This is a genomic window from Amycolatopsis sp. NPDC049691 (assembly GCF_040675005.1).
In the GTDB taxonomy this organism is placed as follows: Bacteria; Actinomycetota; Actinomycetes; order Mycobacteriales; family Pseudonocardiaceae; genus Amycolatopsis.
This window is the reverse complement of the sequence record NZ_JBFANX010000016.1, coordinates 148200-172498: the sequence shown is the minus strand read 5'-3', so window position 1 is coordinate 172498 and position 24299 is coordinate 148200. Positions and strand designations below refer to the sequence as shown.

The window sequence follows — 24299 nt, the reverse complement described above, 5'->3', positions numbered from 1 at the left end:
CAGCCTACGGGCTAGGGTCGGGGGAGTGCGCTTGCTCTTCACCTCACTGGGGTCCTTCGGTCACACGTTCCCGCTCGTCCCGCTGGCGGTCGCCGCGCGTGACGCGGGCCACGACGTCGTCTTCGCCACCTCGGAAGACTTCCTGCCGCAGCTGACGAAAGCCGGCCTGGAGACGGCGGCCGCCGGGCTCGCCATCCGGGACGCGTTCGGGCAGGCCTTCGCGGAGTCCGGGCCGCCGGGCCCGCGGCGGCCGCCGGGCGAGATCCCGCCGGAGGTGCTCCGCCCGATCGTGGCGAAGGTGTTCGGCGAGCTGATGCCGAAGCGGTTCGTCGCCGACCTGCTGCCGCTGTTCTCGCGGGTGCGGCCCGACCTCGTCGTGAGCGAGGCCGGCAACTCCGGTGGCGCGTTCGCCGCGATGAAGGCCGGGATTCCCGTGGTGGCGCACGGGTTCGGCCGGGTGTCGGGCGACGACCCGATGGTGACGAAGATCCGTGACGCGATCCGCGCGCACGGTGCCGAGCTGGGCATCGCCGTCGGCGAAGACCTGGCGTTCGGCGGCCCGTTCGTCGACATCTGCCCGGAATCGGTGCAGGACCCGGGTTTCCTGGCGCGCACGACGCGCGTCCCGCTGCGGCCGGTCGGCTGGAGCGACCCGGGTGAGCTGCCGTCCGGGGTGCTGGACCGGTCGCGGCCGCTGGTGTACCTGACGCTCGGCACGGCGATGGGCCACGCGGGCGTGCTGGGCGCGGCGATCGCCGGTCTGTCCGGTTTGGACGTCGACGTCCTGGTCGCCACCGGCCCGTCGCTGCCCGACGACGCGCTGGGCGAGGTGCCGCCGAACGTCCGGATCGAGAAGTGGGTCCCGCAGGCGGCGCTGCTGCCGCACGTCGACCTGGTGGTCCACCACGGCGGCAGCGGCACGACGCTCGGCGCGTTCGGCGCGGGCCTCCCGCAGCTGCTGCTGCCGCAGGGCGCGGACCAGTTCAGCAACGCGGACGCGGTCGTCGCGGCCGGGGTCGGCTCCCGCCTGCTCGCGGCGGAGGTCAGCGCCGAAGCCGTCGCGTCCGAAGCCCGTCGCCTGCTGACGGACACCTCGGTCCGGGACGCGGCCCGCGCGTTGGCGGCGGAGGTCGCGGCGATGCCGTCCCCGGCCGAGGTGGCCGCCCAGCTCCCCGGGTTCGTCAGGCGCGGGTGACCAGCTCGCGCAGCAGCGAGCCCATCTGCGTGGCCGCCGCGCGGCCGGCTTCCAGGACTTCTTCGTGGTTCAGCGGCTCGCCCGTCATGCCGGCCGCCAGGTTCGTCACCAGCGACAGCCCGAAGACCTCGACGCCGGCCGCGCGGGCCGCGATCGCCTCCAGGACCGTCGACATGCCGACCAGGTCCGCGCCGAGCGTGCGCAGCATCCGGATTTCGGCGGGCGTCTCGAAGTGCGGCCCGGTCAGGCCCGCGTAGACGCCCTCCGCCAGCGACGGGTCGATCTCCTTCGCGATCCCGCGCAGCCGCACGGAATAGAGGTCGGTCAGGTCGACGAAGTTCGCGCCCACGATCGGCGAGCGCGCGGTCAGGTTCAGGTGGTCGGAGATCAGCACCGGCTGACCCACGTGGAACCCCTCGCGCAGCCCGCCCGCCGCGTTCGTCAGCAGCACCGTCCGGACGCCGGCCGCCGCGGCGGTGCGCACGTTGTGCACCACCGGGTCGATGCCCTTGCCTTCGTAGAAGTGCGTCCGCCCCAGCATCACCAGGACGTTCTTGTCGCCGACCCGCAGCGAGCGGATGGTGCCGCCGTGGCCCACCGCGCCGGGCGTGGTGAAGCCGGGCAGCTCGGCGAACGGGATCTCCGTCTCGCACTCCCCGATGACATCCGCCGCCGGGCGCCAGCCCGACCCCAGGACCACCGCGATGTCGTGCGCGTCCACGCCGGTGCGCTTGGCGATGGCGCTCGCGGCCTCGTGTTCACTCATGCGAGGGAGCGTAACTTGGCACTTCGCACCCCCAGGAACACCACCAGCCCGAACGGCGAGAGGAAGATCGTCAGCACCAGGATCGGGCTGACGATCCACGGCGAAATCCCCTTCGCGCGCCCCTCGAAGTACATCCACCGCGCGATGAAGAGGTCGAACGCGATGAGGTGTGCCCAGACGAGCCCGGCGCCCCACGGCGTGGCGAGCAGGGACTGCAGGACGCCCAGGTCGGGCCGCAGCATCGCCCGTCCCCACTCGCCGAAGTGCGGCAGCACGAGCGCGAAGTAGCAGGCGAGCGGCAGCAGCGGCACCCACGGCGAGGCCATGACCCGCGGCGTCCACCGCCAGTTCGGTGCCAGGACCATCAGTGCCCAGAACGGCACGGCCAGTGGGAACGCCAGGTCGAAGAGGGTCATCGGGTCACGGCCCACGAGCCGATCCCGACGGCCGCGACCAGCGCCGCGAACGCCCCCAGCGTCGCCGCGTCCGGGTGCACGATCGACTGCGCCCGCAGCGCCTGCCACGTCACCAGCGCGGTCAGCCCCGCGTACCCGGCCGCGCCGACCAGGACGAGCCGCGCGCGGACGGCGTCGTCGCGCAGCCGGGCGAACCGCGGGGCCAGCGCCGCGAGCGCGATGGCCAGCAACGGCAGCGCCTGCAGCGCGTGCATCCCGACGAAGTGCGGGATCCGCAGGTCGCCCGCCACCGTGCTCCAGCCGAGGATCGGCAGGCCGGGGCCGCCGTCGGCGAGCCCGACGGTGTGCGCGCCGACCATGTCCGGCTTGCCGCCGTGCTGCCACTGCGCGAGCTGCTGCGCGGTCGGCGACGTCATCAGGATGCCCAGCGAGACCCCGGCCAGGGACAGCACGGCGCCGGCGCGGACGGCCCAGAAGCTCGCCCGGTCCTCGACCTTGGTGAACAGGACCAGCACGGTCAGCACGAGCGTGGCGACCCACAGGCCCATGATCATCTTGCCCATGACGTTGTAGATCAGGGCGTCCTGCGGTGTGGCGATGTTGAAGTGGCTCGCCCGGCCGCGTGCCGCCTGGAAGACCAGCAGGACGTACTCGGCGGCGAAGATCAGGACCAGGAAGTCCGTCAGCCAGGACGCCGTGCGCCGGAACCGCGGCAGCAGCGAGACGAGCCAGCTCCAGGTGGCGAAGTAGAGGGCGCCGGACACGGCGAACTTGAACGGCTTCGCCCAGATCGGCGCGCCGGCCAGGGTCCGCTGGTCGACGAGCAGCGCGGCGACGCACAGCACGGCCACCACCCCCAGCGTGGCGGCCGCGATCGCGGACGGGCGGTGCCACCCGCGCGTCCTGCTCCGGACATCGGCAAGGATGGTCATGGTTCCTCCCAGAATGGATAGTCAAGCTCTCCGTTATGGGAAGCTAAGCTATCCATACTGAGAAGTCTTCAGGGTTGACCCGGAGACGAACCCCGGGATCGGAGCGGATGCGCATGCGGATGGCCGAACTGAGCGCCGAGTCGGGGGTGCCGGTCGCGACCGTCAAGTACTACCTGCGCGAAGGCCTGCTACCGCCGGGCGAGCGGACGAGCCCCAACCAGGCCCGCTACTCCGCGGCCCACGTCCAGCGGCTCCGGCTGGTCAAGGCGCTCACCGAGGTCGGCGGGCTGCCGCTGGCGTCGGTGGGAGCCGTCCTGGCCGCGATCGACGGCGACGCGACCCCGCACCAGACGATGGGAGTCGTCCAGCAGGAGCTGGCCGGCACCCCGCCGACGGTGTCGGAGGAGGCCGGGGAGTGGGCGACCGGCCTCCTGCGCGACCTCGCCGAGCGCCACGGCTGGAAGTGGCACGGGGCGGAGGACCACACGATCGGCAACCTGATCGCCGCGCTGGCCACGGCGAAGGAGCTGGGGCACGAGAAGCTCGCCGACCGCCTCGACGAGTACTTCGCGCTGGCGATGCGCGTCGCGGAGCTGGACGTCGAAGTCGTGACGGGCCTGACGTCGTTCGACAGGATCATCGAGGCCGGCCTGGTGGCGACGGTCCTGGGCGACCGCATCTTCACCGGCCTGCGTCACATCGCGCAGGAGTTCGTGTCCCGCGGGGTACTGGACCAGGCGCCCTAGTCGGTGACCTGCAACGTCTTCGCGACGGGTTCGAAGACGTCCTGCTGGCCCGCGCTCTCCTGCTCGGCCGGGACCGTCACCGACAGCAGCCACAGGCTCGTTCCCGCCTGGATCAGCTTCATGAAAGTCACGCGGGTGCCCCCGCTGCCGTCCTGCTGGGGCAGCGTGCCGCCCTCGGCCAGGCGGTAGGTCAGCGTCACGCCCTTGCCGTCCGGCGAATTCGACGGCGGGAAGAGTTCGAACGAGTTGCCCTGGTAGGACTGCCGCAGCCAGCCGATGTAGTCGTCGTAGTTCTCGGACTGGTCGAAGTACTTCGCCAGCCGCTCCAGGCGCAGCGACCGGCGCCCGTCCGGCGAGACGTACTGGACGACCAGGCTCAGCCCGAACTTCGTGTTGTGCGGCGCGACGAACTTCTGCCAGCCCTCCGGCACGTCGAGGGCGTACTGGCCGCCGTCGTTGGTGAGGTAGCTGCCGTTGCCGGTCTGGTGGACCAGGGTCGGCGGCGGCACCTGCGTCGGCCCGTTCGACGTGGCCGCCGGCTCGGCGGCCGGCGGCAGCAGCGACTGGCCGCCGACCGTCCTGGCCAGCGCGAACCCGCCGCCTGCGGCCAGCAGGAAGAGCAGGATCGCCACGGCGATGAGCACGGCCGTCGCCCGCGCGGTGCGCCGCCCGGCCCGCGGCGGCGCGACGAACAGCGTGGCCGGGTCCGGCGACGGCGGACGCGACGGCGACGGCGAAGGGGCCGCCGGCGGCGTGGGCGGCCGCAGGAACGGCAGCGGACCGGGGTCCGTGGCGAGCTCGCTGCTCGACTCTTCGGACTTCTTCTCCGCCTTCTCGGGCAGGACGGTCTTGATCACCTGCGTGTCCGTCGCGTCCGGCTGCGCGGACGTCTTCTTCCCGTCCGGGGTGCGGAACAGCTCGGGCCCGAACAGGTCGAGCGGGGTCTTGGTCTGCAGCGGGTAGAGCCGGTGGCGGACCTCCCGCAGGGTGATCCGGTCGCCCGGCTCCTTCTTCATCAACGCCGTGATCACGTCGGCGAGCGGGCCGGCCTTCGGCTTGGGCACCTTGCCGTTGACGACCTTGCCGACGGTCTCCAGTGGATCGCCGTCGGCGTCGTACGGCGGCGCGCCCTCGACCGCGGCGAACAGCGTCGCGCCGAGGCCCCAGAGGTCGGCGGCCGGCACGACCGCGCCGCCGGAGGCGACTTCGGGCGCGATGTAGGCGGGGGAGCCGAGCATGATCCCGGTGCGGGTCATGGTCGCCTCGGAGACGTTGCGGGCGATGCCGAAGTCGGTCAGCTTGATCCGGCCGTCGCTGGCGACCAGGACGTTGCCCGGCTTGACGTCGCGGTGGGTGATGCCGGCGGCGTGCGCGGCCTCCAGCGCGGAGGCGACGGCGATGCCGACCGCGGCGGCCTGCTCGACGGTCAGCGGCCCGTGGTCGCGCAGGATGTGCGCGAGGCTGCGCGAGGGCAGCAGCTCCATCACCACGAACGGCTGGTCGTCCTCGCGGGCGACGTCGTGCAGGATGATCACGTTCGGGTGGGAGAGGACGGCGATCGCGCGCGCCTCGCGCAGCGTCCGCTCGCGCAGCTCGTCCGCCTGGGACGCCGGGATGCCCGGCGGCACCTTCATCTCCTTGACGGCCACCTGCCGGTGCAGGAACTCGTCGTAGGCGGACCAGACGGTGCCCATCGACCCGGAGCCGAGCACCGAACGCAGCCGGTAGCGACCGGCGACCACTCGTGTCTCTTCGCTGGAGGGGGGCACCCCCTGATTGTGTCGTACCCGAATCACCCCTGACCGCATAGGGGCGCGACTAGAGTCACAGGTCGGACGCGGCCCGTGCCTCTACCATCACTGGGTATGACTGAAGTGGCCGGTCCGGAGTCAGCGCCGATCTCCGAACTCGACCTGGCGGCCGAGTTCCCGCAGGCGACGCGCGAGCAGTGGCAGGAGCTCGTCGCCGGTGTCCTGCGCAAGAGCGGCAAGCTGCCGGAGGACTTCACGGGTGCCCCGGAGAGCAAGCTCGTCACGCGGACCTACGACGGGATCGAGATCCAGCCGCTGTACACGGCCGAGGACGTGCCGGGCGACGCCGGCTTCCCCGGGCTGCCGCCCTACGTGCGCGGCGCGCGGCCGGACGGCCAGGTCAGCACCGGCTGGGACGTCCGGGCCCGGTTCACCGGCGAGGACGCCCGCGAAGTCAACAAGGCGATCCTCGCCGACCTCGAAGGCGGCGTGACGTCGATCTGGCTGACCGTCGCGCCGGCGTCGCTGGCCGACGCGCTCAACGAGGTCTACCTCGACCTGGCGCCGGTCGTGCTGGACGCGGGTGCCGAATTCGAAGCCGCGGCCGAAGCGCTGTTCGAGCTGTTCGCCGAGCGCGAGATCCCGGCGAGCGAGGCCACCGCGGTGCTGGGCGCCGACCCGATCGGGTTCGCGGCGCGCACCGGCTCGGCCGCCGACCTCGGACCGGCCGCCGCGCTCGCCGCGCGTGTCGCCGGGAAGTACCCGAAGGTGCGCACGATCGTCGCCGACGGCCTGCCGTTCCACGAGGCGGGCGGGTCGGACGCGCAGGAGCTGGGCGCGCTGGTCGCCGCCGGCGTCGCCTACCTGCGTTCGCTGACGGACGCGGGTCTCGACGTCGAGGCCGCGGCCGGGCAGCTGGAGTTCCGGATCGCCGCGACCGCCGACCAGTTCTCCACCATCGCCAAGCTGCGCGCGGCCCGCCGCCTGTGGGCGCGCGTCGCCGAGGTGTGCGGCTTCTCCTCGCCGATGCGCCAGCACGCCGTGACGTCGCCGGCGATGCTGACCCGGCGCGACCCGTGGGTGAACATGCTGCGCACGACCGTCGCCTGCTTCGGCGCCGGTGTCGGCGGTGCGGACGCGGTCACCGTGCTGCCGTTCGACGCCGCGATCGGCCGGCCGGACGCCTTCTCCGCGCGGATCGCCCGCAACACCCACGCGGTGCTGCTGGAGGAGTCCAAACTGGCCGGCGTGGTCGACCCGGCGGGCGGCTCCTGGTACGTCGAGAAGCTCACCGACGACCTCGCGCACGCGGCCTGGGCCGAGTTCACCGCCATCGAAGGTGCGGGTGGCCTCGTCGACGAACTCGCTTCCGGCGCACTGGCCGGGCGCCTCGCCGAGACGTGGGAGAAGCGGTCCAAGCGGATCGCCACCCGGCGCGACCCGCTCACCGGCGTCAGCGAGTTCCCGAACCTGACCGAGAAACCGGTGGTCCGCCCACCTGTCGAGTCCCCTGTGGACGGTGGGCTGCCGCGGCACCGGTACGCCGAAGGCTTCGAGGCGCTTCGCGACGCTTCGGACGCGTACCTCGCCGAGCACGGCAAGCGGCCGCACGTCTTCCTCGTGCCGCTGGGCACGGTCGCCCAGCACACCGCCCGGGTGCAGTTCGCGACCAACCTGTTCCAGGCCGGCGGCATCGAGGTGGTCAACATCGGCCCGGACGGCGACTACGCCTGCGAATTCGTCGATGCCGGGTCGGGGGTCGCCTGCATCTGCGGCACCGATGCCGCGTACGCCGACGAGGCCGCGAACTGGGCCGAGACCCTGCACAAGATCGGCGCGAAGGCGGTCTTCCTCGCCGGTAAGCCGAACGATGCCTACGGTGACATCACGCGGTACGTGTTCGCCGGGTGCGACGCGCTCGATGTCCTGACCAGCCTCCACGCCCTGCTGGGAGTTTCCCGATGAGCATCCCGAACTTCGCCGGCCTCGACCTCGGCACGCCGTCGCCGGGCGACCGCGACGCCTGGGCCAAGGCCGTCCAGGAGGCCACCGGCAAGGGCCCCGACGCCCTCGCCTGGGAGACGCCGGAAGGCATCGGCGTCAAGCCGGTCTACACGGCCGCCGACCTGTCCGATGTGGACTTCCTGGCCACGTACCCCGGCATCGCGCCGTTCCTGCGCGGCCCGTACCCGACGATGTACGTCAACCAGCCCTGGACCATCCGCCAGTACGCCGGGTTCTCCACCGCCGAGGAGTCCAACGCCTTCTACCGGCGCAACCTCGCCGCCGGCCAGAAAGGGCTTTCGGTCGCCTTCGACCTGGCCACCCACCGCGGCTACGACTCCGACCACCCGCGCGTCTCCGGCGACGTCGGCATGGCCGGCGTCGCCATCGACTCCATCTACGACATGCGCCAGCTCTTCGACGGCATCCCGCTCGACAAGATGTCGGTGTCGATGACGATGAACGGTGCCGTACTGCCAGTGCTCGCGCTGTACGTGGTCGCGGCCGAGGAGCAGGGGGTGAAGCCGGAGCAGCTCGCGGGGACCATCCAGAACGACATCCTCAAGGAGTTCATGGTCCGCAACACCTACATCTACCCGCCGCAGCCGTCGATGCGGATCATCTCCGACATCTTCTCCTTCACTTCGCAGCACATGCCGAAGTACAACTCGATCTCCATCTCCGGCTACCACATGCAGGAAGCCGGCGCGACCGCCGACCTCGAGCTGGCCTACACGCTCGCCGACGGCGTCGAGTACATCCGCTCGGGCGTCGACGCCGGGCTCGGCGTCGACAAGTTCGCGCCGCGGCTGTCGTTCTTCTGGGCCATCGGCATGAACTTCTTCATGGAGGTCGCGAAGCTGCGCGCGGCGCGCCTGCTGTGGGCGAAGCTGGTCAAGGGCTTCGACCCCAAGTCGCCGAAGTCGTTGTCGCTGCGCACGCACTCCCAGACCTCGGGCTGGTCGCTGACCGCGCAGGACGTCTACAACAACGTCGTCCGCACGTGCGTCGAGGCGATGGCCGCCACCCAGGGGCACACGCAGTCGCTGCACACCAACGCCCTCGACGAGGCTCTGGCCCTGCCGACGGACTTCTCCGCGCGCATCGCCCGCAACACGCAGCTGCTGCTGCAGCAGGAATCCGGCACCACGCGCGTGATCGACCCGTGGGGCGGCAGCGCGTTCGTCGAGAAGCTGACCTACGACCTCGCGCGCAAGGCGTGGGGCCACATCACCGAGGTCGAGCAGGCAGGCGGCATGGCCAAGGCGATCGACGCGGGCATCCCCAAGCTGCGCATCGAAGAGGCCGCCGCGCGCACCCAGGCCCGCATCGACTCCGGCCGTCAGCCCGTCATCGGCGTGAACAAGTACCAGGTCACCGACGACATCGACATCGAAGTGCTCAAGGTCGACAACGCCGGCGTCCGCGCCCAGCAGCTGGAGAAGCTGCGGCGGCTGCGTGAAGAACGGGACGGCCGGGCGACCGAGGACGCCCTGCGGCGGCTCACCGAAGGCGCCGGCAACGGCGGCAACCTCCTGGAGCTGGCGATCGACGCCGCCCGCGCGAAGGCCACGGTCGGCGAGATCTCGGACGCGCTGGAGAAGATCTGGGGCAGGCACTCCGGGCAGATCCGGACGATTTCCGGCGTCTACCGCGAAGAGGTGGGTAAGTCGCAGAACGTCGAGAAGGCCCGTGAGCTGGTCGAGAAGTTCGCCGAGGAGGAGGGCCGCCGCCCCCGGATCCTCGTCGCGAAGATGGGCCAGGACGGCCACGACCGCGGCCAGAAGGTGATCGCCACCGGCTTCGCCGACCTCGGCTTCGACGTCGACGTCGGCCCGCTGTTCTCCACCCCGGCCGAGGTCGCGCGGCAGGCGATCGAGGCGGACGTGCACGTCGTCGGCGTCTCGTCGCTGGCCGCCGGGCACCTCTCGCTGGTGCCCGCGCTGCGCCACGAGCTCGCCGAACTGGGCCGCGAGGACATCATGGTCGTCGTCGGCGGGGTCATCCCGCCGCAGGACTACCCGGCGCTGCGCGAGGCCGGCGCGGCCGCGATCTTCGGGCCGGGCACGGTGCTCGCGGACGCCGCCATCGACCTGCTCGGCCAGCTGACGGCGCAGGAGTCCTGACCCTTGCCGCGCAAGATCGACGTCACCGCCTACGCCAAGGGCGTGCTGGCGGGCGACCGCGGGACGCTGTCGAAGGCGATCACGCTGGTCGAGTCGCAGCGGGCGGACCACCGGGCGCTGGCCCAGGAGCTGCTGGTCGAGCTGCTGCCGTCGGCGGGCGGCGCCCAGCGCGTCGGGATCACCGGCGTGCCCGGTGTCGGCAAGTCGACGTTCATCGACCAGCTGGGCACCGACCTGACCGCGGCCGGCCACCGCGTCGCCGTGCTCGCGGTCGACCCGTCGTCGACGCGCACCGGCGGCTCGATCCTCGGCGACAAGACCCGGATGGCGCGCCTGGCGGTCGACGAACGGGCGTTCATCCGGCCGTCGCCGACGTCCGGGACGCTCGGCGGCGTCGCGCGGGCGACCCGCGAGACGATCGTGCTGATGGAGGCCGCCGGCTACGACGTCGTGCTGGTCGAGACCGTCGGGGTGGGACAGTCCGAAGTGACCGTCGCGAACATGGTCGACTGCTTCCTGTTCCTGACGCTGGCGCGCACGGGCGACCAGCTCCAGGGCATCAAGAAGGGCGTGCTCGAGCTCGCCGACGTCATCGCCGTCAACAAGGCCGACGGCGACCACGAACGGGACGCCAAGCGCGCCGCCCGCGAGCTTTCGGGCGCGCTGCGGATGATCTACGGCCCCGAGGCGTCCTGGACCCCGCCGGTGCTCACCTGCAGCGGCCTGCACAACCTGCGCCTCGACGAGGTCTGGGCCGCGATCGAACAGCACCGGGACGCGCTCACGGCGTCCGGCGAACTGGCCGCGCGCCGCCGGCAGCAGCAGGTCGACTGGACGTGGGCGATGGTCCGCGAACAGCTGCTGAGTCGCCTGGCGGCGCATCCGGACGTGCGAACGGTCGTTCCCGACGTCGAACGGGCGGTGCGGGACGGTGAACTGACGGCTACCCTCGGTGCTCAGCGGATCCTCGACGCGTTCAATCCACCCGCCGGTGGCTGACGCGCCGGCGATCCGCGGGCACAATGCCTGGTGGCGGCGGAGGGATGACATGGCGAAACTGCGGGGTCTGGTCCTGGTCGGGGTGCTCGGCGCGGTGCTGTTCACCGCGTCGCCGGCGTCCGCCGAACCGGTGCGTCCGGCCGCCGTCGCGGTGACGGTGGCGCACGCGGCCGCCGCGCCGGTCCTCGTGCAGACCCAGCCGCCGGGCCCGGTCCTCGACCCGGCCCAGACCGACAAGGCGAACAGCGAGAAGACGAAGAACAAGCTGATCGCCGGCGTCGTCGCGGTCGCTTTGCTCGGCATCGTCATCTGGGGACGGCGGATCCGTTCGAAGAAGGCCAAGAGCTCCTGACGCGTTCGGGTGTGCCGAAGTGCTGCACACCGTTCAACGCAGATCCGGTACCGGCCATCTAGGACGGCCGTTTTCGAGGCGCGCGTTGCCGCCTGCATGGTGCACGATCGTCTGCAAATGCGTACGACAGATCGATCGGCACGTTGCGTGACCCCAGCCGCCGCCCGGGTTACCCGTGTTGCGGGAGGAGGTGCGGCGTGACGGTGTTGGACTCACGACCGGACGTTCCAGGCGACCCCCATGGGCGCATCATCAACCCCATGGAGGGGTCCGGAGCGCTCATTTCCGAAGCCGGCGTAAGCATGGCTCCCGTGGAGGACCTTGGTGCGGGCCGCGGCCCGTTCTGGCTCGACGACTGGCTGCACGCCAACGCGACCGACGTGCTGGCCTGGCGACGGCACATCCACGCCCACCCGGAGCTGTCGCGGCACGAGTTCGCGACCACCGAACTGGTCGTCACGCTGCTGCGCTCGGTCGGGCTCAAGCCGTGGGTGCTGCCCGGCGGCACCGGCGTCGTCTGCGACATCGGCAGCGGCGAGCGGTGCGTGGCGCTGCGCGCGGACATGGACGCGCTGCCGCTGACCGAGGCGACCGGGCTGCCCTACGCCTCGACTGTCGAGGGCGCGGCCCACATGTGCGGCCACGACGCCCACACGGCGATCCTGCTGGGCGCGGCCCGCGCGCTGGCCGGCGCGCCGGAGCTGCCCGGCCGCGTCCGGCTGGTCTTCCAGCACGCCGAGGAGGTCATGCCCGGCGGCGCGCTGGACATGATCGCGGCGGGCGCACTGGACGGCGTCGAGCGGATCTACGGCCTGCACGTCGACCCGCGGCTCGAGGTCGGCAAGATCGGCATGCGCGTCGGCGCCCTGACGTCGGCGGCGGACCTGATCGAGCTGCGCCTGACCTCGCCGGGCGGGCACACCTCCCGGCCGCACCTGACCGCCGACCTGGTCCACGCGCTGGGCACGGTGATCACCGGGCTGCCGGCGCTGCTCTCGCGGCGGGTCGACCCACGCTCGGGCACGGTCCTGGTCTGGGGCGCGGTCCACGCGGGCCAGGCGGCCAACGCGGTCCCGCAGGACGGCGTCCTGCGCGGCACCCTGCGGACCGCCGACCACGAGGTCTGGACGGCGCTGGAGCCGCTGGTGGCGTCGTCGGTGCAGTCCCTGCTGGCGCCCACGGGCGTCGGCTTCTCGCTCGACTACCGCCGCGGCGTGCCGCCGGTGGTGTCCGATCCGGACTCGACGGCCCTGATGCGCGCGGGCGCGGAAGCGGCGCTGGGCGAGGGCGCGGTGGCGCCGACGGAGCAGTCTTCCGGCGGCGAGGACTTCGGCTGGTACCTGGAGCACGTCCAGGGCGCGTTCGCCCGATTGGGTGTTTGGCCCGGCGAGCCGGACCCGCAGTCCGACATCCACCGCCCGACCTTCGTCCTCGACGAGCGAGCCCTGCTGTGCGGGGTCCGGACCCTGGTCCACACCGCTTTGACCTCCCTCGCCTGAGCGAGGTTGTCCACAGCTTTCCCCAGTTGTCCACAGGCCGTGAACCGGCCCTTCCCCTGATCGGGGGAGGGCCGTTTTGCGCGTCCGCGATCATGGCGGCAGACTGGACGGCGGCCTGGCGCCGAGAGCCCGGTCTACCTGCTGTTTTCCTTGTCCCGCAACGTGAATCACGCTCGCGTGCCGGCGGGGGAAAACCGGCGTGGCGGCAAGGGCGTGCGTGCTCGCGGGGGGCTCGGTGCCGGGCGGCAGGGGGCCGTGGTAGCGCTCAGGCCGCCGAGTTGTCCACAGGGTGTGTAGTCAGCCGGTGATGCCCGAACAGGGGCGGGTCCGCAGGTCGTCGACGTAGTCGGCGGGCGCCCCGGCGGCCTCCGCGGCGTCGGCCAGCACCCCGAGGTAGCGGGCCGACGGCAGGCCGCCCTCGTAGGCGTCCAGGACGTACAGCCAGGCGAGCGCCGAGCCGTCCATCGTCTGCACCCGCAGCCGGATCTTCGAGTGGATCCCGAGCTCGCCGCCTTCCCAGCGGTCCAGCCCGGCCTCGTCCAGCGGCGTCACGTCGTACAACACGACGAAGACCCGGGAGCCCGGGTCCTCGACGATCGTCGCCAGGGCACCTTCCCAGCCGAGGTCCTCGCCGCCGAAGGTCAGGCGCCACCCCTCCAGCCAGCCGGTGCCGGCCATCGGAGAGTGCGGCGCGCGCTCCAGCATCTGGGCGGGCTCCATGTTCGATCCGTACGCGGCATACAACGGCACGCCGACAGCGTAGCGATACCTCGCTCACCCGAGTGGACGCACTCGCCGTGTTCGCCCACTTCAGTGTCCGGCCACCTTCGCCGCGTACGGTGAGAGCACCGCACGGACAGCCTTGAGGAGGACCCAGGTGACCAGGATCGTGATCATGGGCGGGGGCCCGGCCGGCTACGAAGCCGCACTGGTCGCGGCTCAGCACGGAGCCGACGTCACGATCGTCGAGCGGGACGGCCTCGGCGGCGCGTGCGTCCTCTACGACTGCGTCCCCTCGAAGACGTTCATCGCCAGCTCCGGCGCGCTGGCCAAGATGCACGACCTCGGCGAGCTCGGCATCAACACCGACCTGGCCGACACCAGCGTCGACCTCCCGACCGTGCACGGCCGGGTGAAGGGCCTCGCGCTCGCCCAGTCCGCCGACATCCGCGCCCGCGTCCAGCGCGAAGGTGTCCGCGTCATCGCCGGCGAAGCCCGCTTCTGCGACGAAGAGCCCGGCCTCGCGACGCACAAGGTCGCCGTCACGACGTCCGAGGGCACCGAGAAGCTGCCCGCCGACGTCGTCCTGATCGCCACCGGGGCCACCCCGCGCGTCCTGCCGGGCGCGGTGCCCGACGGCGAGCGCATCCTCGACTGGCGCCAGCTCTACGAGCTGCAGGAGCTGCCCGAGCACCTCGCCGTGATCGGCTCGGGCGTCACCGGCGCCGAGTTCGCGTCCGCGTACACCGAAATGGGCGTCAAGGTCACCGTCGTGTCCAGCCGCGACCGCGTCCTCCCGCACGAGGACGCCGACGCCGCCGCGGTGCTCGAGGAGGTCTTCTCGCAGCGCGGCACGACCGTCGCGAAGCAGGCGCGCGCCGACCGCGTCGAGCGCACCGAAAAGGGCGTCGAGATCTTCCTCGCCGACGGCCGCGTGATCGAAGCCAGCCACGCGCTGATGACCGTGGGGTCGGTCCCGAACACCAAGGACATCGGCCTCGACAAGGTCGGCATCGCGCCCGGCCCCGGCGGGTTCATCACCGTCGACCGCGTTTCGCGCACCTCCGTTCCCGGGATCTACGCCGCCGGCGACTGCACCGGCGTGCTCATGCTGGCCTCGGTGGCGAGCATGCAGGGCCGCATCGCGATGTGGCACGCGCTGGGCGAGGGCGTCGCGCCGATCAAGCTCAAGACCGTCGCCGCCAACGTGTTCACCCACCCGGAGATCGCCACCGTCGGCATCAGCCAGCAGGCGATCGACTCCGGCGAGGTGCCCGCGCGCACCATCATGCTGCCCCTGGCCACCAACGCGCGCGCGAAGATGGAGGGCCTCCGCCGAGGCTTCGTGAAGCTGTTCTGCCGCCCCGCCACCGGCGTGGTCGTCGGTGGAGTCGTCGTGGCGCCGACGGCGAGCGAGCTCATCCTTCCCATCGCGCTCGCCGTCCAGAACCAGCTCACAGTGGACCACCTGGCACTGACATTTTCGGTGTACCCGTCGCTGTCGGGCTCGATCACCGAGGCCGGCCGCCAGCTGATGCGCCACGACGATCTCGACTGAAGCTTGTTCTGGTTAGTCCGCCGCGCCCCGCACGCAGACCGGCGGTCAGCTCGTAGCCATGCGGCGGACGACGGCTGAACAAGCTTCACTAGATCAGTAGGCAACCCGTCGCGCCCCGTCGCGTCTTGTCGGGTGTACGGCTGAAAGACGCGAAGGGTGCGAAGGTGCGCAAGACGGTGGTTTTCGTTGTGGCAGCGGTGATCGGGGCGACGACGCTGGCGGGTCCGGCGTCGGCGCAGCAGAGCACCGGTCCCGCGCCCGCTCCGGCCAAGGGCAGCGTCCAGCTCAACGTCAACACCGCGATCAACCAGACGCTCGTGGACAAGTACGTCCGGGACGCCCCGAACGTCGCGCTCGCGAAGTGTGACGGCGCTTCCCCCGCGTTCTCCTCGCCGGCGCTGACGTTCTCCAACTACACGCCGGGGCCGTTCATGGGCACCGACGCGAACATCAGCGCGGACGCCGTCCTCAAGCCGGGCACCGCGGCCGGGACGTACCCGCTGACCGTCACCTGCGGCGGCCAGACGTACCGCACGCAGTTCACCGTGCCCGCGCCGCAGGTTTCGAAGGTGCCCGCCGGTGCCGCGAAAGCCGGCGACGGCAGCATGGCAGGCTGATTCTTCTCTTTCGCCGAACCGCCCCGGAGATTTGCTCCGGGGCGGTTTTTCTTTCCGCGGGCGCAACCTTCCGCAGGTAGCGGCGTCTTGGGGGTAGAGGCAAGCGGACGACGCCGAGGCAGGGGGAACTGCGACCGGCGCCGGAGGGAATTGCCGTGCCGAATCATTCCACAGGGGAGAAAAGAATGAAGAAGACCGTTGTCGTCGCGGGTGCCGCCGCGGCTTTCCTCGTCCTCGCGCCCGGCGCCGCGCTCGCGAGCTCGACGCCGGCCGCCACGCCGGAGCCGTCCTCGGAGCACGCGGGTGTGCCGAAGGCCTACCTCCGCGTGCTGCCGAAGGTCGCCCGCCCGGGCGGGAAGGTGGAGATCCGCCTGGGCTGCGCCGCCGAAAGCACGCAGGGCCTGACGTCGACGGCGCTCACCATCGGCCCGCTGCGCCGCACCGGCCCGCAGACCGACCCCGCGGTGGCGCCGGCCGCCGTCGCGACCGCGGTCGTGAAGCAGGTCAAGCCGGGCGTTTACCCGGTGTCGTTCTCCTGCGGTGGCGCGGAGATCAGCGCGAAGTTCACCGTGCTGGGTGCCTCGGCCGCGAAGCAGGTCACCAAGGTGCCGGCGGGCGCGCCGCAGACCGGCGGCACCGACGGGCCGTCCGACGGCTCCGGCCCGCTGGCGGCCGCGGCGGCCATGGGCGTGCTGGCGGCCGGCGGCGGCGGTCTGGTGCTGGCCAGGCGGGCCCGGCGCCGCTGACCCGGGGAGGGGGGTAACGTCCGGGCGGCCCAACCGATCGGGCCGCCCGGACGTGTAGCAGCACGAAGGGGGAGCACATGACCACGAGGACCACCGGCAGCCGGGGCTACCTGATCGCGCTCGTCGTGGCGTTGCTGGCCGCGTTGGTGGTGGTGCTGGCGCTGACGCTCGGCGGCGGCCCCGAGCCGTCGACCGCGCAACCGCCGCCCGCGCAGCCCGTCGCGGTCGACCCGGAGCCCGCGTCCGGTGAGGTCGCCGCTTTGCCGAAGTCGGACCCGGTGTCGATCGACATCCCGAAGATCGGCGCGCACTCGTCGCTGGTCCCGCTGGGCGTCAACGCGGACAACACGATCCAGGTGCCACCGGTGAGCACGCCGCTGCAGGCGGGCTGGTACACGTACGCGCCGACGCCGGGCGAGGTCGGCCCGGCCGTCGTCCTCGGGCACGTCGACGGCAACCACCAGAAGGGCATCTTCTACCGGCTCAAGGAGCTCACCGCGGGCGACCGCGTCTCGATCGCGCGCGCGGACGGCACCACGGCGCTGTTCGAGGTGACGAAGGTGCACCAGGTGCCGAAGCAGGAGTTCGAGAAGGAAGGCGTCTACGACGACACCGCCGGCCCCGAACTGCGGCTGATCACCTGCGGCGGCGTGTTCGACCGGAGCGCGCACAACTACGTCGACAACATCGTGGTGTATGCCCGCCTGATCGGGGGTTGAGAGTCCTTCGGCCCTGGTTTTGTCGGTGGTGGGTGCCAGACTGTGTCGGCCGTCACCCGAGGCGGCGCGGACGAGGGTTGGGAGTCGACATGTTGTTCCGGGACGAGCGGTGGCCTGACGGCACGCCCAGCTGGGTGGACCTGATGGTGCCCGATCAGGCGAAGGCGGTCGCGTTCTACAGCGGTCTGTTCGGCTGGGACGTGCGCACGGGCGGTGAGGAGACGGGGTTCTACGGCATGGCGGAGCTGCGCGGCCGCCCGGTCGCCGGCATCGGCCAGATCCCGCCGGGACAGGAGCTGCCGCCGGTGTGGACGACGTACCTCTCGGTGTCCGACGTGGACAAGACCGCCGCGGCGATCACCGAGGCGGGCGGCCGGATCGTGATGCCGGTGATGGAAGTGCTGAAGGAAGGCCGGATGGCGGTGGCGGCCGACCCGGCGGGCGCGGTGTTCGGGCTGTGGGAACCGGGCCACCACCTGGGCACCCAGGTGACGGCGGCCCCGGGCACGCTGGCGTGGAACGAGTGCATGAGCCGCGACTACCCGGCGGCGAAGGCGTTCTACGAGCAGGTGTTCGGCTACGGCTTCCAGGACCTGTCGGGCGACGGCTTCACGTACGCGGTGCTGCTGATCGACGGCCGCCCGGTCGGGGGTTTGGGCGCACTGCCGGACTCGGTACCGGCGGAGGTGCCGTCGAACTGGTCGACGTACTTCTCGGTGGCGGACGCGGACGCGAGCGCGGCCCGCGTGGCCGAACTGGGTGGACGGGTGCTGGACCAGCCGTTCGACTCGCCGTACGGGCGGCAGGTGCGGGTGATGGACGATCAGGGGGTGCCGTTCCTGGTCATCGCGCCCAATGAGCAGTCCGGGAAGCCGGAGGGCTGGGAAGACTGAGGGGGCGAGGTCGGCCGGGCCGGTTGGGAGGGCCGGGGCCGGGCGGTTGGGGAGGGCCGGCCGGGGGCCGGTTGCGGTGGCCGGCGCGGGAGTGCGGTGGGCGGCTTGGCGCTCGGGCTGCCGGAAGTGCCATGCCGCTGCCCGTCCGCGCCGCCTTGCCGCGCGTGAGACAGCGAGCCAGGAGCACCCCGGCCGCCGAGCCACCGGGCTCACCAACCACCGGGCTCAGCGGAACCTTCGGGCCCAGCCGAGCGACTCGGCCCAGCCGAGTGCGTGGCCGAGCGGAGCGGGCCGGAGATGCCCATAAGCACCCCGGCCCGCCGCCCCTCAGTCTTCGTCCTCCACCCAGTCGAACGTCTTCGTCACCGCCTTCTTCCAGTTGCGGTACTCGCGCTCGCGGCGGGACTCGTCCATCGCCGGGTCCCACTGCTTGTCCTGGGCCCAGTTGTTGCGGATGTCGTCTTCGGACTCCCAGAAGCCCACCGCCAAGCCGGCCGCGTATGCCGCGCCCAGTGCCGTTGTCTCGTTGACCACCGGGCGGATCACCGGCACGCCCAGGATGTCGGCCTGGAACTGCATCAGCAGCTCGTTGACCACCATCCCGCCGTCCACCTTCAGCGACTTCAACGGCACACCCGAGTCCGCGTTCATCGCGTCGATCACCTCGCGCGACTGGAACGCCGTCGCCTCCAGGACCGCCCGGGCCAGGTGCCCCTTGTTCACGAACCGGGTGAGCCCGACGATCGCGCCGCGCGCGTCGGATCGCCAATACGGTGCGAACAACCCCGAGAACGCCGGGACGAAGTACGCGCCGCCGTTGTCCTCGACGCTGCGCGCGTGCTCCTCGATCTCGGCCGCCGTCGTGATCATGCCCAGGTTGTCGCGCAGCCACTGCACCAGCGACCCCGTCACCGCGATGGAACCCTCCAGCGCGTACACCGTGTCGTTCGAGCCGATCTTGTAGCAGACCGTCGTGAGCAGGCCGTTCTGCGACATCACCTTTTCGGTGCCCGTGTTGAGCAGCATGAAGTTGCCGGTGCCGTAGGTGTTCTTGGCCTCGCCGGGAGACAGGCAGGCCTGGCCGAACGTCGCGGCCTGCTGGTCGCCCAGGATGCCCGCGATCGGCACGCCGGCCAGCGCGCCCTTCTCGCGGACCTTGCCGTACTCCTCCGACGACGACCGGATTTCCGGCAGCATCGACAACGGGATGCCCATCTCGCCGGCGATGCCGGAGTCCCACTGCAGGGTGTCGAGGTCCATCAGCATCGTGCGCGACGCATTGGTCGGGTCGGTGACGTGCACGCCGCCGTCGGCGCCGCCGGTCATGTTCCACAGCACCCACGTGTCCATGTTGCCGAAGATCAGGTCACCGGCTTCGGCCTTCTCGCGCGCGCCTTCGACGTTGTCGAGGATCCACTTGATCTTCGGCGCCGAGAAGTACGTCGCGAGCGGCAGGCCGACCTTGTCGCGGTAGCGCTCCTGGCCGCCGCCGAGGTTGCCGAGCTCGGTGACGATCCGGTCGGTGCGGGTGTCCTGCCAGACGATCGCGTTGTACACCGGCTTGCCGGTCGTCTTGTCCCAGACCAGCGCGGTCTCGCGCTGGTTGGTGATGCCGACGGCGGCGATGTCGCGCGCGGTCAGGTCGGCCTTGGCGAGCGCGCCCGCGGCGACCCGTCGGGTGTTCTCCCAGATCTCCTCGGCGTTGTGCTCGACCCAGCCCGCCTTCGGGAAGATCTGCTCGTGCTCGCGCTGGTCGACCGAGACAACGCGGCCTTCGTGGTTGAAGATCATGCACCGGGTCGAGGTGGTGCCCTGGTCGATCGCGGCTACGTACGAAGTCATGTGTGCTCCAGGAATCCGAGAGGAAGGGCGATCACTTCAGGTTGTGGACGAGGAGGTAGACCAGTGCGGCGACGGCGCCACCGACGAGCGGGCCGACGACGGGGATCCACGAGTAGCCCCAGTTGGCGTTGGCCTTGTTCCGGATCGGCAGCAGGAACGCGTACGCGATGCGCGGGCCGAGGTCACGCGCCGGGTTGATCGCGTAGCCCGTCGGCCCGCCGAGCGAGGTACCGATCACGAGCACGACGAACGACACGCCCGCGTAGCCGAGCGCGGAGTTGCCGAAGTTCGGGGTGCCGCCGTCACCGGCCGCGTAGACCGGGCTGAGCAGGATCCAGGCGACGAGCACGAAGGTGCCGATGATTTCGGTGACCAGGTTCCAGGCGGTGTTGGGGATCTGCGGTGCGGTGGAGAAGATGCCGAGCGTGTTCTCGGGCTCGGGGTGGTCGTCGAACTGCAGCTTGTAGGCGGCCCAGCAGAGCACGGCGCCGATGATCGCGCCGGCGAACTGCCCGATGAAGTAGAACGGCACGTCTTTCCACGGCGTCTTGTCCGCGATCGCGAGGCCGAGGGTGACGGCCGGGTTGAGGTGGGCCCCGCTCGGGGCGGCGATGCTGGCGCCGGTGAAGACGGCGAACGCCCAGCCGAAGTTGATGAACAGGAAGCCGGCTTGGTGACCGTTGTTCTTGCGGAGCACGTGGTTGGCGACCACACCGTTGCCGAGCAGGATCAGCGCGGCCGTTCCCAGTAGTTCCCAGACGATTATTGCCCCAGCACTCACCGCTGCACCTCCACACTGGACACTCTGCGCAGGGTCGATCACGGCGTGCCACGGCACCGTTGCCGACCCACGTCCGGGGGACGTTACCGGTGTGCCGAAGATCATTCCAGGCACCGGGTAGCGGAATCTTTTCAAGATCGCCGCGGGTTACGCCACACGTGTCATCCGTGGACGGGCGGAGGATCACCAGGTCGTGCGATGCTGGAACCCCCGCCAGCACGAGGAGGAATGTCACGTGGCGCAGCACGCAGCGGAGACGAACCCGGCTCGACTGGGCCCGGCCAAGCGGGAAGAGACCTGGCAGCGGCTCGGCAACGAGACGTTCGACCTCGTCGTGATCGGCGGCGGCGTGGTCGGCGCGGGCACGGCGCTCGACGCCGCGACCCGGGGCCTGCGCGTCGCGCTCGTCGAGGCCCGGGATCTCGCTTCGGGGACTTCGAGCCGGTCGAGCAAGCTGTTCCACGGCGGCCTGCGCTACCTGGAGCAGCTCGAGTTCGGCCTGGTCCGGGAGGCCCTCCGCGAGCGCGAGCTGATGTTGACGACCATCGCGCCGCACCTCGTCAAGCCGGTCAGCTTCCTCTACCCGCTGACGCACCGCGTGTGGGAGCGGCCGTACACCGCGGCCGGCCTGCTGATGTACGACACGATGGGCGGCGCCCGCAGCGTCCCGGGCCAGAAGCACCTCACCCGCGCGGGCGCGCTGCGGATGGTGCCCGCGCTCAAGCGCTCGGCGCTGATCGGCGGGATCCGCTACTACGACGCGCAGTCCGACGACGCCCGCCACACCATGACGGTGGCGCGCACGGCGGCGCACTACGGCGCGGTCGTACGGACGTCGACCCAGGTCGTCGGCTTCCTGCGCGAGGCCGACCGGGTGTCCGGCGTGCGCGTGCGCGACGTCGAGGACGGCCGCGAGACGGAGATCTCGGCGGCCGCGGTGATCAACTGCACCGGGGTCTGGACCGACGAGCTGCAGCGGCTGTCCGGCGGTCGCGGGCGGTTCCGCGTGCGGGCGAGCAAGGGCGTGCACATCGTCGTGCCGCGCGACCGGATCGTTTCGGAGTCGGGGATGATCCTGCGCACCGAGAAGTCGGTGCTGTTCGTGATCCCGTGGCGCAACCACTGGATCGTCGGGACGACGGACACGGACTGGAACCTCGACCTGGCGCACCCGGCGGCGACGAAGCACGACATCGACTACCTGCTGGAGCACGTCAACAGCGTCCTGGCGACGCCGCTGACGCACGACGACATCGAAGGCGTGTACGCGGGCCTTCGCCCGCTGCTGGCGGGGGAGAGCGAAGAGACGTCGAAGCTTTCGCGCGAGCACGCGGTGGCGCGGGTGGCGCCGGGCCTGGTCGCGATCGCGGGCGGCAAGTACACGACGTACCGGGTGATGGCGGCGGACGCGGTCGACGCGGCGGCGGTCGACCTGCCGGGCCGGTCGCAGCCGTCGATCACGGACAAGGTCCCCCTGCTGGGCGCGGACGGCTACCACGCGCTGGTCAACCAGGCCGACCACCTGGCGGCCGAGCACAGCTTGCACCCGTACCGGGTGCGGCACCTGCTGGACCGCTACGGCTCGCTGGTCAACGAGGTCCTGGCGACGGCGAGTGGCCGCCCGGAGCTGCTGAAGCCGATCGAGCACGCACCGGACTACCTGGGCGTCGAGGTGGTGTACGCGGCTTCGCACGAGGGCGCGCTGCACCTGGAGGACGTGCTGGCCCGCCGGACGCGCATTTCGATCGAGTACGCCCACCGCGGGGTCGACTGCGCCGAGCAGGTGGCGACCCTGGTGGGTGAAGTCCTCGGCTGGTCACCCGAAACGGTGAAGAGGGAGATCGAGGTCTACAAGGCGCGGGTGGAGGCGGAGCGGGAGTCGCAGTCCCAGCCGAGCGACGAAGCGGCGGACGCCCTGCGCTCGGCGGCCCCGGAGGCCCGCGCGGGCATCGTGGAGCCGGTGAGCTGAGCGGCGGTCAGGAGGGTCAAGAGGTCCGGTGCCAGCGGATCAGCCGCTCGCCGGTCGGGGCTCGCTCGGCCTCCGGGCCCACCAGCGTGAACCCGCAGCGCTCCGCCACGATCGCCGAGGCCGCGTTGCTCTCCTCGTAGCGGTACGTCACCTCGGTCAGCCCCAGCCCGCCGAAGCCGAAGCGCAGGGCCGCGCTCAACGCCGTGGTCGCGATGCCCTTGCCGCGCTCGGCCGGGTGGACCCAGATCGTCGCCTCGGCGTAGGCCGCGGACAGGTCCAGCTCGCGCAGGCCCACCTCGCCCAGCAGCCGGCCCGACGTCGGCTCCGCGATCGCCCACGAACAGCGCTCGTCGCCCGCCCACTGGGCCGCGCGCAGCGCCACGTACTCGGTTGCCTCGTCGAGGGTGCGCAAGCGGTAGTTCAGCACGTACTTGCGGTGCGTCGGGTCGGCGAACGCCTCCATCAGCAGCGGGCGGTCGTCGATGTGCCGGTCGGCGCGCAGCTGGCGCAGGTAGTACGTGCCCGCGTTGATCTCCACCGGTTCCACTCCGCCCAGCCTAGCCAGGCCGGGAGCACGCCGCCCCCGGCCCGGCGATCAAGGCCGGATCAAGCCGGCGTCACGGCGTCAGGCGCCAGATCACCGGCACTCCGCTGCCGGCGGACGGGTCGTTCGACGCGTACCCCGCCAGCGTGCCGTCGTCGGCCGCGACCTGCGTCTTGAACACCGAATAGCCGCTCGGGCCCTGGACCACGCCCGGTGCCGTGCCGCGCCAGACCGCCCCGTTGCCGACGATCACCGGACCCGCCGGGTTCGGCACCAGGCCCGCGGTCAACCCGGCCTTGTTGACACTCAGGGCGAGCCCGCCGCCTTCCAGACCGACCGTCCCGTCCGCCGTGGACAACCGGGCCGCTTGCTCGACGCCGCCCCAGATCCTCCAGCCGACGACGATCCCGTTGCGGATCGCGGTCCCTCCGGCCTGCGAGGCCGGGCTCGGCGACAGGTGCCGGAGGACGCCGTCCTTCCACAGCGCCGAGCCGGCGCCCGAGTTCAGCAGGATCGTGCCGTCCTCGTCGAGGTCGCGCGGGCTCGAGAGGTCGTCCGTCTCCGGGATGACCACCGGCGCGCTGCCGTCGGCCCGCCACAGGACGACGGCGCGGGGCACCCCGGGCTGGTAGGCCTCGCCCAGCACGTCGCCGCGCGTGTTGATCGCGACGCCGGTCACCTCCTGGTAGCCCGCCGGGTTGTCCTTGATGTGGTAGCCCGACGCGTCCAGGGTGTAGGTCCGGCTGGTGAAGGTCTCGTAGTCGTGGATCGTGCCGACCACGACGCCGGACGAGTTCTCGTCGTTGGCGTCGACCCGCTCGTACCCGCTCGGCACGCCACGCAGGAACGGCTGCCCGTTGCGCCAGCTCACGACCTGGGTGACGTCGTTGACCCGGAACGTGCCGGTGTACTCGCCCTTCCCGTCCGACCCGGTGATGTTGCCCGCGCCCGCGCCGGGCGGCAGCGGCAGGATCGTCGGGCGCCAGGCGAGCCGGATCGCCGCCGCGTCCGCCGGGGTACCCAACGCGGTGACGGCGATCGCCACGGTGGCGAGCACCCCCGCCCGCAACCACGTCTTCTTCATGGAAGTCTCCCTTTCCCCCGACCTGCACGAGCATCACGTC

General features: G+C 71.5%; 22 protein-coding genes. 13 read left to right on the top strand and 9 right to left on the bottom strand.

Annotated features, from left to right (window positions below; all coding sequences use genetic code 11):
• Positions 1–25: 25 nt before the first annotated feature.
• Positions 26–1195, top strand: a complete 1170-nt coding sequence (locus AB0J40_RS32000; protein WP_364460337.1) for a nucleotide disphospho-sugar-binding domain-containing protein — start codon at positions 26–28, stop codon at positions 1193–1195.
• On the opposite strand, the gene AB0J40_RS31995 is transcribed toward AB0J40_RS32000, so the two are convergent.
• From AB0J40_RS31995 to AB0J40_RS31985, 3 genes are read right to left on the bottom strand one after another with little or no spacing between them, the layout of a single operon-like run.
• Positions 1182–1961, bottom strand: a complete 780-nt coding sequence (locus AB0J40_RS31995) for a purine-nucleoside phosphorylase (RefSeq protein WP_364460334.1) — start codon at positions 1959–1961, stop codon at positions 1182–1184. The genes AB0J40_RS32000 and AB0J40_RS31995 overlap by 14 nt on opposite strands.
• On the bottom strand, positions 1958–2377 hold the full coding sequence (locus AB0J40_RS31990) for an ABA4-like family protein (protein ID WP_364460331.1): 420 nt from the start codon (positions 2375–2377) through the stop codon (positions 1958–1960). The genes AB0J40_RS31995 and AB0J40_RS31990 overlap by 4 nt, the downstream gene beginning before the upstream one ends.
• Positions 2374–3309, bottom strand: coding sequence for a hypothetical protein (locus tag AB0J40_RS31985; protein ID WP_364460328.1), 936 nt, complete (start codon positions 3307–3309; stop codon positions 2374–2376). The genes AB0J40_RS31990 and AB0J40_RS31985 overlap by 4 nt, the downstream gene beginning before the upstream one ends.
• A gap of 113 nt (positions 3310–3422) precedes the next feature.
• Here AB0J40_RS31985 and AB0J40_RS31980 point away from each other — a divergent pair, with 113 nt between their 5' ends.
• Entirely contained in the window at positions 3423–4055 is a 633-nt protein-coding gene (locus tag AB0J40_RS31980; RefSeq protein WP_364460524.1) for a MerR family transcriptional regulator, read from the top strand.
• On the opposite strand, the gene AB0J40_RS31975 is transcribed toward AB0J40_RS31980, so the two are convergent.
• Entirely contained in the window at positions 4052–5797 is a 1746-nt protein-coding gene (locus AB0J40_RS31975) for a serine/threonine-protein kinase (RefSeq protein ID WP_364460521.1), read from the bottom strand. The two genes, AB0J40_RS31980 and AB0J40_RS31975, sit on opposite strands and share 4 nt — an antisense overlap.
• Positions 5798–5920: 123 nt before the next feature.
• Between AB0J40_RS31975 and AB0J40_RS31970 the strand changes: the two genes are divergently transcribed.
• The 5 genes from AB0J40_RS31970 to AB0J40_RS31950 all read left to right on the top strand — a co-directional run bounded on the left by AB0J40_RS31970 (position 5921) and on the right by AB0J40_RS31950 (position 12786).
• Positions 5921–7771, top strand: a complete 1851-nt coding sequence (locus tag AB0J40_RS31970; RefSeq protein WP_364460325.1) for a methylmalonyl-CoA mutase family protein — start codon at positions 5921–5923, stop codon at positions 7769–7771.
• Entirely contained in the window at positions 7768–9936 is a 2169-nt protein-coding gene (gene scpA / locus AB0J40_RS31965; RefSeq protein WP_364460322.1) for a methylmalonyl-CoA mutase, read from the top strand. Before AB0J40_RS31970 ends, scpA begins: the two co-directional genes overlap by 4 nt.
• A 3-nt stretch (positions 9937–9939) precedes the next feature.
• Positions 9940–10935, top strand: coding sequence for a methylmalonyl Co-A mutase-associated GTPase MeaB (gene meaB, locus AB0J40_RS31960; protein WP_364460319.1), 996 nt, complete (start codon positions 9940–9942; stop codon positions 10933–10935).
• A gap of 49 nt (positions 10936–10984) precedes the next feature.
• Positions 10985–11287, top strand: a complete 303-nt coding sequence (locus tag AB0J40_RS31955) for a hypothetical protein (RefSeq protein WP_364460316.1) — start codon at positions 10985–10987, stop codon at positions 11285–11287.
• A gap of 197 nt (positions 11288–11484) precedes the next feature.
• On the top strand, positions 11485–12786 hold the full coding sequence (locus AB0J40_RS31950) for an amidohydrolase (protein WP_364460313.1): 1302 nt from the start codon (positions 11485–11487) through the stop codon (positions 12784–12786).
• 297 nt (positions 12787–13083) lie between these two features.
• Here the strand turns inward: AB0J40_RS31950 and AB0J40_RS31945 are convergent, their stop codons facing one another.
• Positions 13084–13536 carry a gamma-glutamylcyclotransferase gene (locus AB0J40_RS31945; protein ID WP_364460310.1) on the bottom strand — a complete coding sequence of 151 codons (453 nt, stop codon included), beginning with the start codon at positions 13534–13536 and terminating at the stop codon, positions 13084–13086.
• A gap of 127 nt (positions 13537–13663) precedes the next feature.
• Between AB0J40_RS31945 and AB0J40_RS31940 the strand changes: the two genes are divergently transcribed.
• From AB0J40_RS31940 to AB0J40_RS31920, 5 genes are all read left to right on the top strand, one after another.
• Positions 13664–15064, top strand: coding sequence for an NAD(P)H-quinone dehydrogenase (locus AB0J40_RS31940; protein WP_364460307.1), 1401 nt, complete (start codon positions 13664–13666; stop codon positions 15062–15064).
• Between the two features lie 164 nt (positions 15065–15228).
• The gene (locus AB0J40_RS31935) at positions 15229–15681 is read left to right on the top strand and encodes a hypothetical protein (protein WP_364460304.1); all 453 of its coding nucleotides are present in this window, start codon (positions 15229–15231) and stop codon (positions 15679–15681) included.
• Positions 15682–15866: 185 nt separating this feature from the next.
• Positions 15867–16427 carry a hypothetical protein gene (locus AB0J40_RS31930; protein WP_364460302.1) on the top strand — a complete coding sequence of 187 codons (561 nt, stop codon included), beginning with the start codon at positions 15867–15869 and terminating at the stop codon, positions 16425–16427.
• A 77-nt stretch (positions 16428–16504) separates the two neighbouring features.
• On the top strand, positions 16505–17146 hold the full coding sequence (locus AB0J40_RS31925; protein ID WP_364460299.1) for a class F sortase: 642 nt from the start codon (positions 16505–16507) through the stop codon (positions 17144–17146).
• An 89-nt stretch (positions 17147–17235) separates the two neighbouring features.
• The gene (locus AB0J40_RS31920) at positions 17236–18039 is read left to right on the top strand and encodes a VOC family protein (RefSeq protein WP_364460296.1); all 804 of its coding nucleotides are present in this window, start codon (positions 17236–17238) and stop codon (positions 18037–18039) included.
• 327 nt (positions 18040–18366) lie between these two features.
• On the opposite strand, the gene glpK is transcribed toward AB0J40_RS31920, so the two are convergent.
• Positions 18367–19881: a glycerol kinase GlpK gene (gene glpK, locus AB0J40_RS31915; RefSeq protein WP_364460293.1), complete on the bottom strand. Its 1515-nt coding sequence runs from the start codon at positions 19879–19881 to the stop codon at positions 18367–18369.
• 31 nt (positions 19882–19912) lie between these two features.
• Entirely contained in the window at positions 19913–20662 is a 750-nt protein-coding gene (locus tag AB0J40_RS31910) for an MIP/aquaporin family protein (RefSeq protein ID WP_364460290.1), read from the bottom strand.
• A 235-nt stretch (positions 20663–20897) separates the two neighbouring features.
• Here AB0J40_RS31910 and AB0J40_RS31905 point away from each other — a divergent pair, with 235 nt between their 5' ends.
• Positions 20898–22631, top strand: coding sequence for a glycerol-3-phosphate dehydrogenase/oxidase (locus tag AB0J40_RS31905; RefSeq protein WP_364460287.1), 1734 nt, complete (start codon positions 20898–20900; stop codon positions 22629–22631).
• A 16-nt stretch (positions 22632–22647) separates the two neighbouring features.
• Here AB0J40_RS31905 and AB0J40_RS31900 read toward each other — a convergent pair whose 3' ends face one another.
• The gene (locus tag AB0J40_RS31900) at positions 22648–23178 is read right to left on the bottom strand and encodes a GNAT family N-acetyltransferase (protein ID WP_364460284.1); all 531 of its coding nucleotides are present in this window, start codon (positions 23176–23178) and stop codon (positions 22648–22650) included.
• Positions 23179–23248: 70 nt separating this feature from the next.
• Positions 23249–24259: a hypothetical protein gene (locus AB0J40_RS31895; RefSeq protein WP_364460281.1), complete on the bottom strand. Its 1011-nt coding sequence runs from the start codon at positions 24257–24259 to the stop codon at positions 23249–23251.
• Positions 24260–24299 lie beyond the last annotated feature (40 nt).

Bases quoted from the DNA above. Each gene is read 5' to 3' on its own strand.
- AB0J40_RS31980 (WP_364460524.1), top strand. From the start codon at position 3,423: ATGCGGATGGCCGAACTGAGCGCCGAGTCGGGGGTGCCGGTCGCGACC.
- AB0J40_RS31955 (WP_364460316.1), top strand. From the start codon at position 10,985: ATGGCGAAACTGCGGGGTCTGGTCCTGGTCGGGGTGCTCGGCGCGGTG.
- glpK (WP_364460293.1), bottom strand. From the start codon at position 19,881: ATGACTTCGTACGTAGCCGCGATCGACCAGGGCACCACCTCGACCCGG.
- AB0J40_RS31995 (WP_364460334.1), bottom strand. From the start codon at position 1,961: ATGAGTGAACACGAGGCCGCGAGCGCCATCGCCAAGCGCACCGGCGTG.
- scpA (WP_364460322.1), top strand. From the start codon at position 7,768: ATGAGCATCCCGAACTTCGCCGGCCTCGACCTCGGCACGCCGTCGCCG.
- AB0J40_RS31985 (WP_364460328.1), bottom strand. From the start codon at position 3,309: ATGACCATCCTTGCCGATGTCCGGAGCAGGACGCGCGGGTGGCACCGC.
- AB0J40_RS31970 (WP_364460325.1), top strand. From the start codon at position 5,921: ATGACTGAAGTGGCCGGTCCGGAGTCAGCGCCGATCTCCGAACTCGAC.
- AB0J40_RS31895 (WP_364460281.1), bottom strand. From the start codon at position 24,259: ATGAAGAAGACGTGGTTGCGGGCGGGGGTGCTCGCCACCGTGGCGATC.
- AB0J40_RS31920 (WP_364460296.1), top strand. From the start codon at position 17,236: ATGTTGTTCCGGGACGAGCGGTGGCCTGACGGCACGCCCAGCTGGGTG.
- AB0J40_RS31930 (WP_364460302.1), top strand. From the start codon at position 15,867: ATGAAGAAGACCGTTGTCGTCGCGGGTGCCGCCGCGGCTTTCCTCGTC.
- AB0J40_RS31925 (WP_364460299.1), top strand. From the start codon at position 16,505: ATGACCACGAGGACCACCGGCAGCCGGGGCTACCTGATCGCGCTCGTC.
- AB0J40_RS31990 (WP_364460331.1), bottom strand. From the start codon at position 2,377: ATGACCCTCTTCGACCTGGCGTTCCCACTGGCCGTGCCGTTCTGGGCA.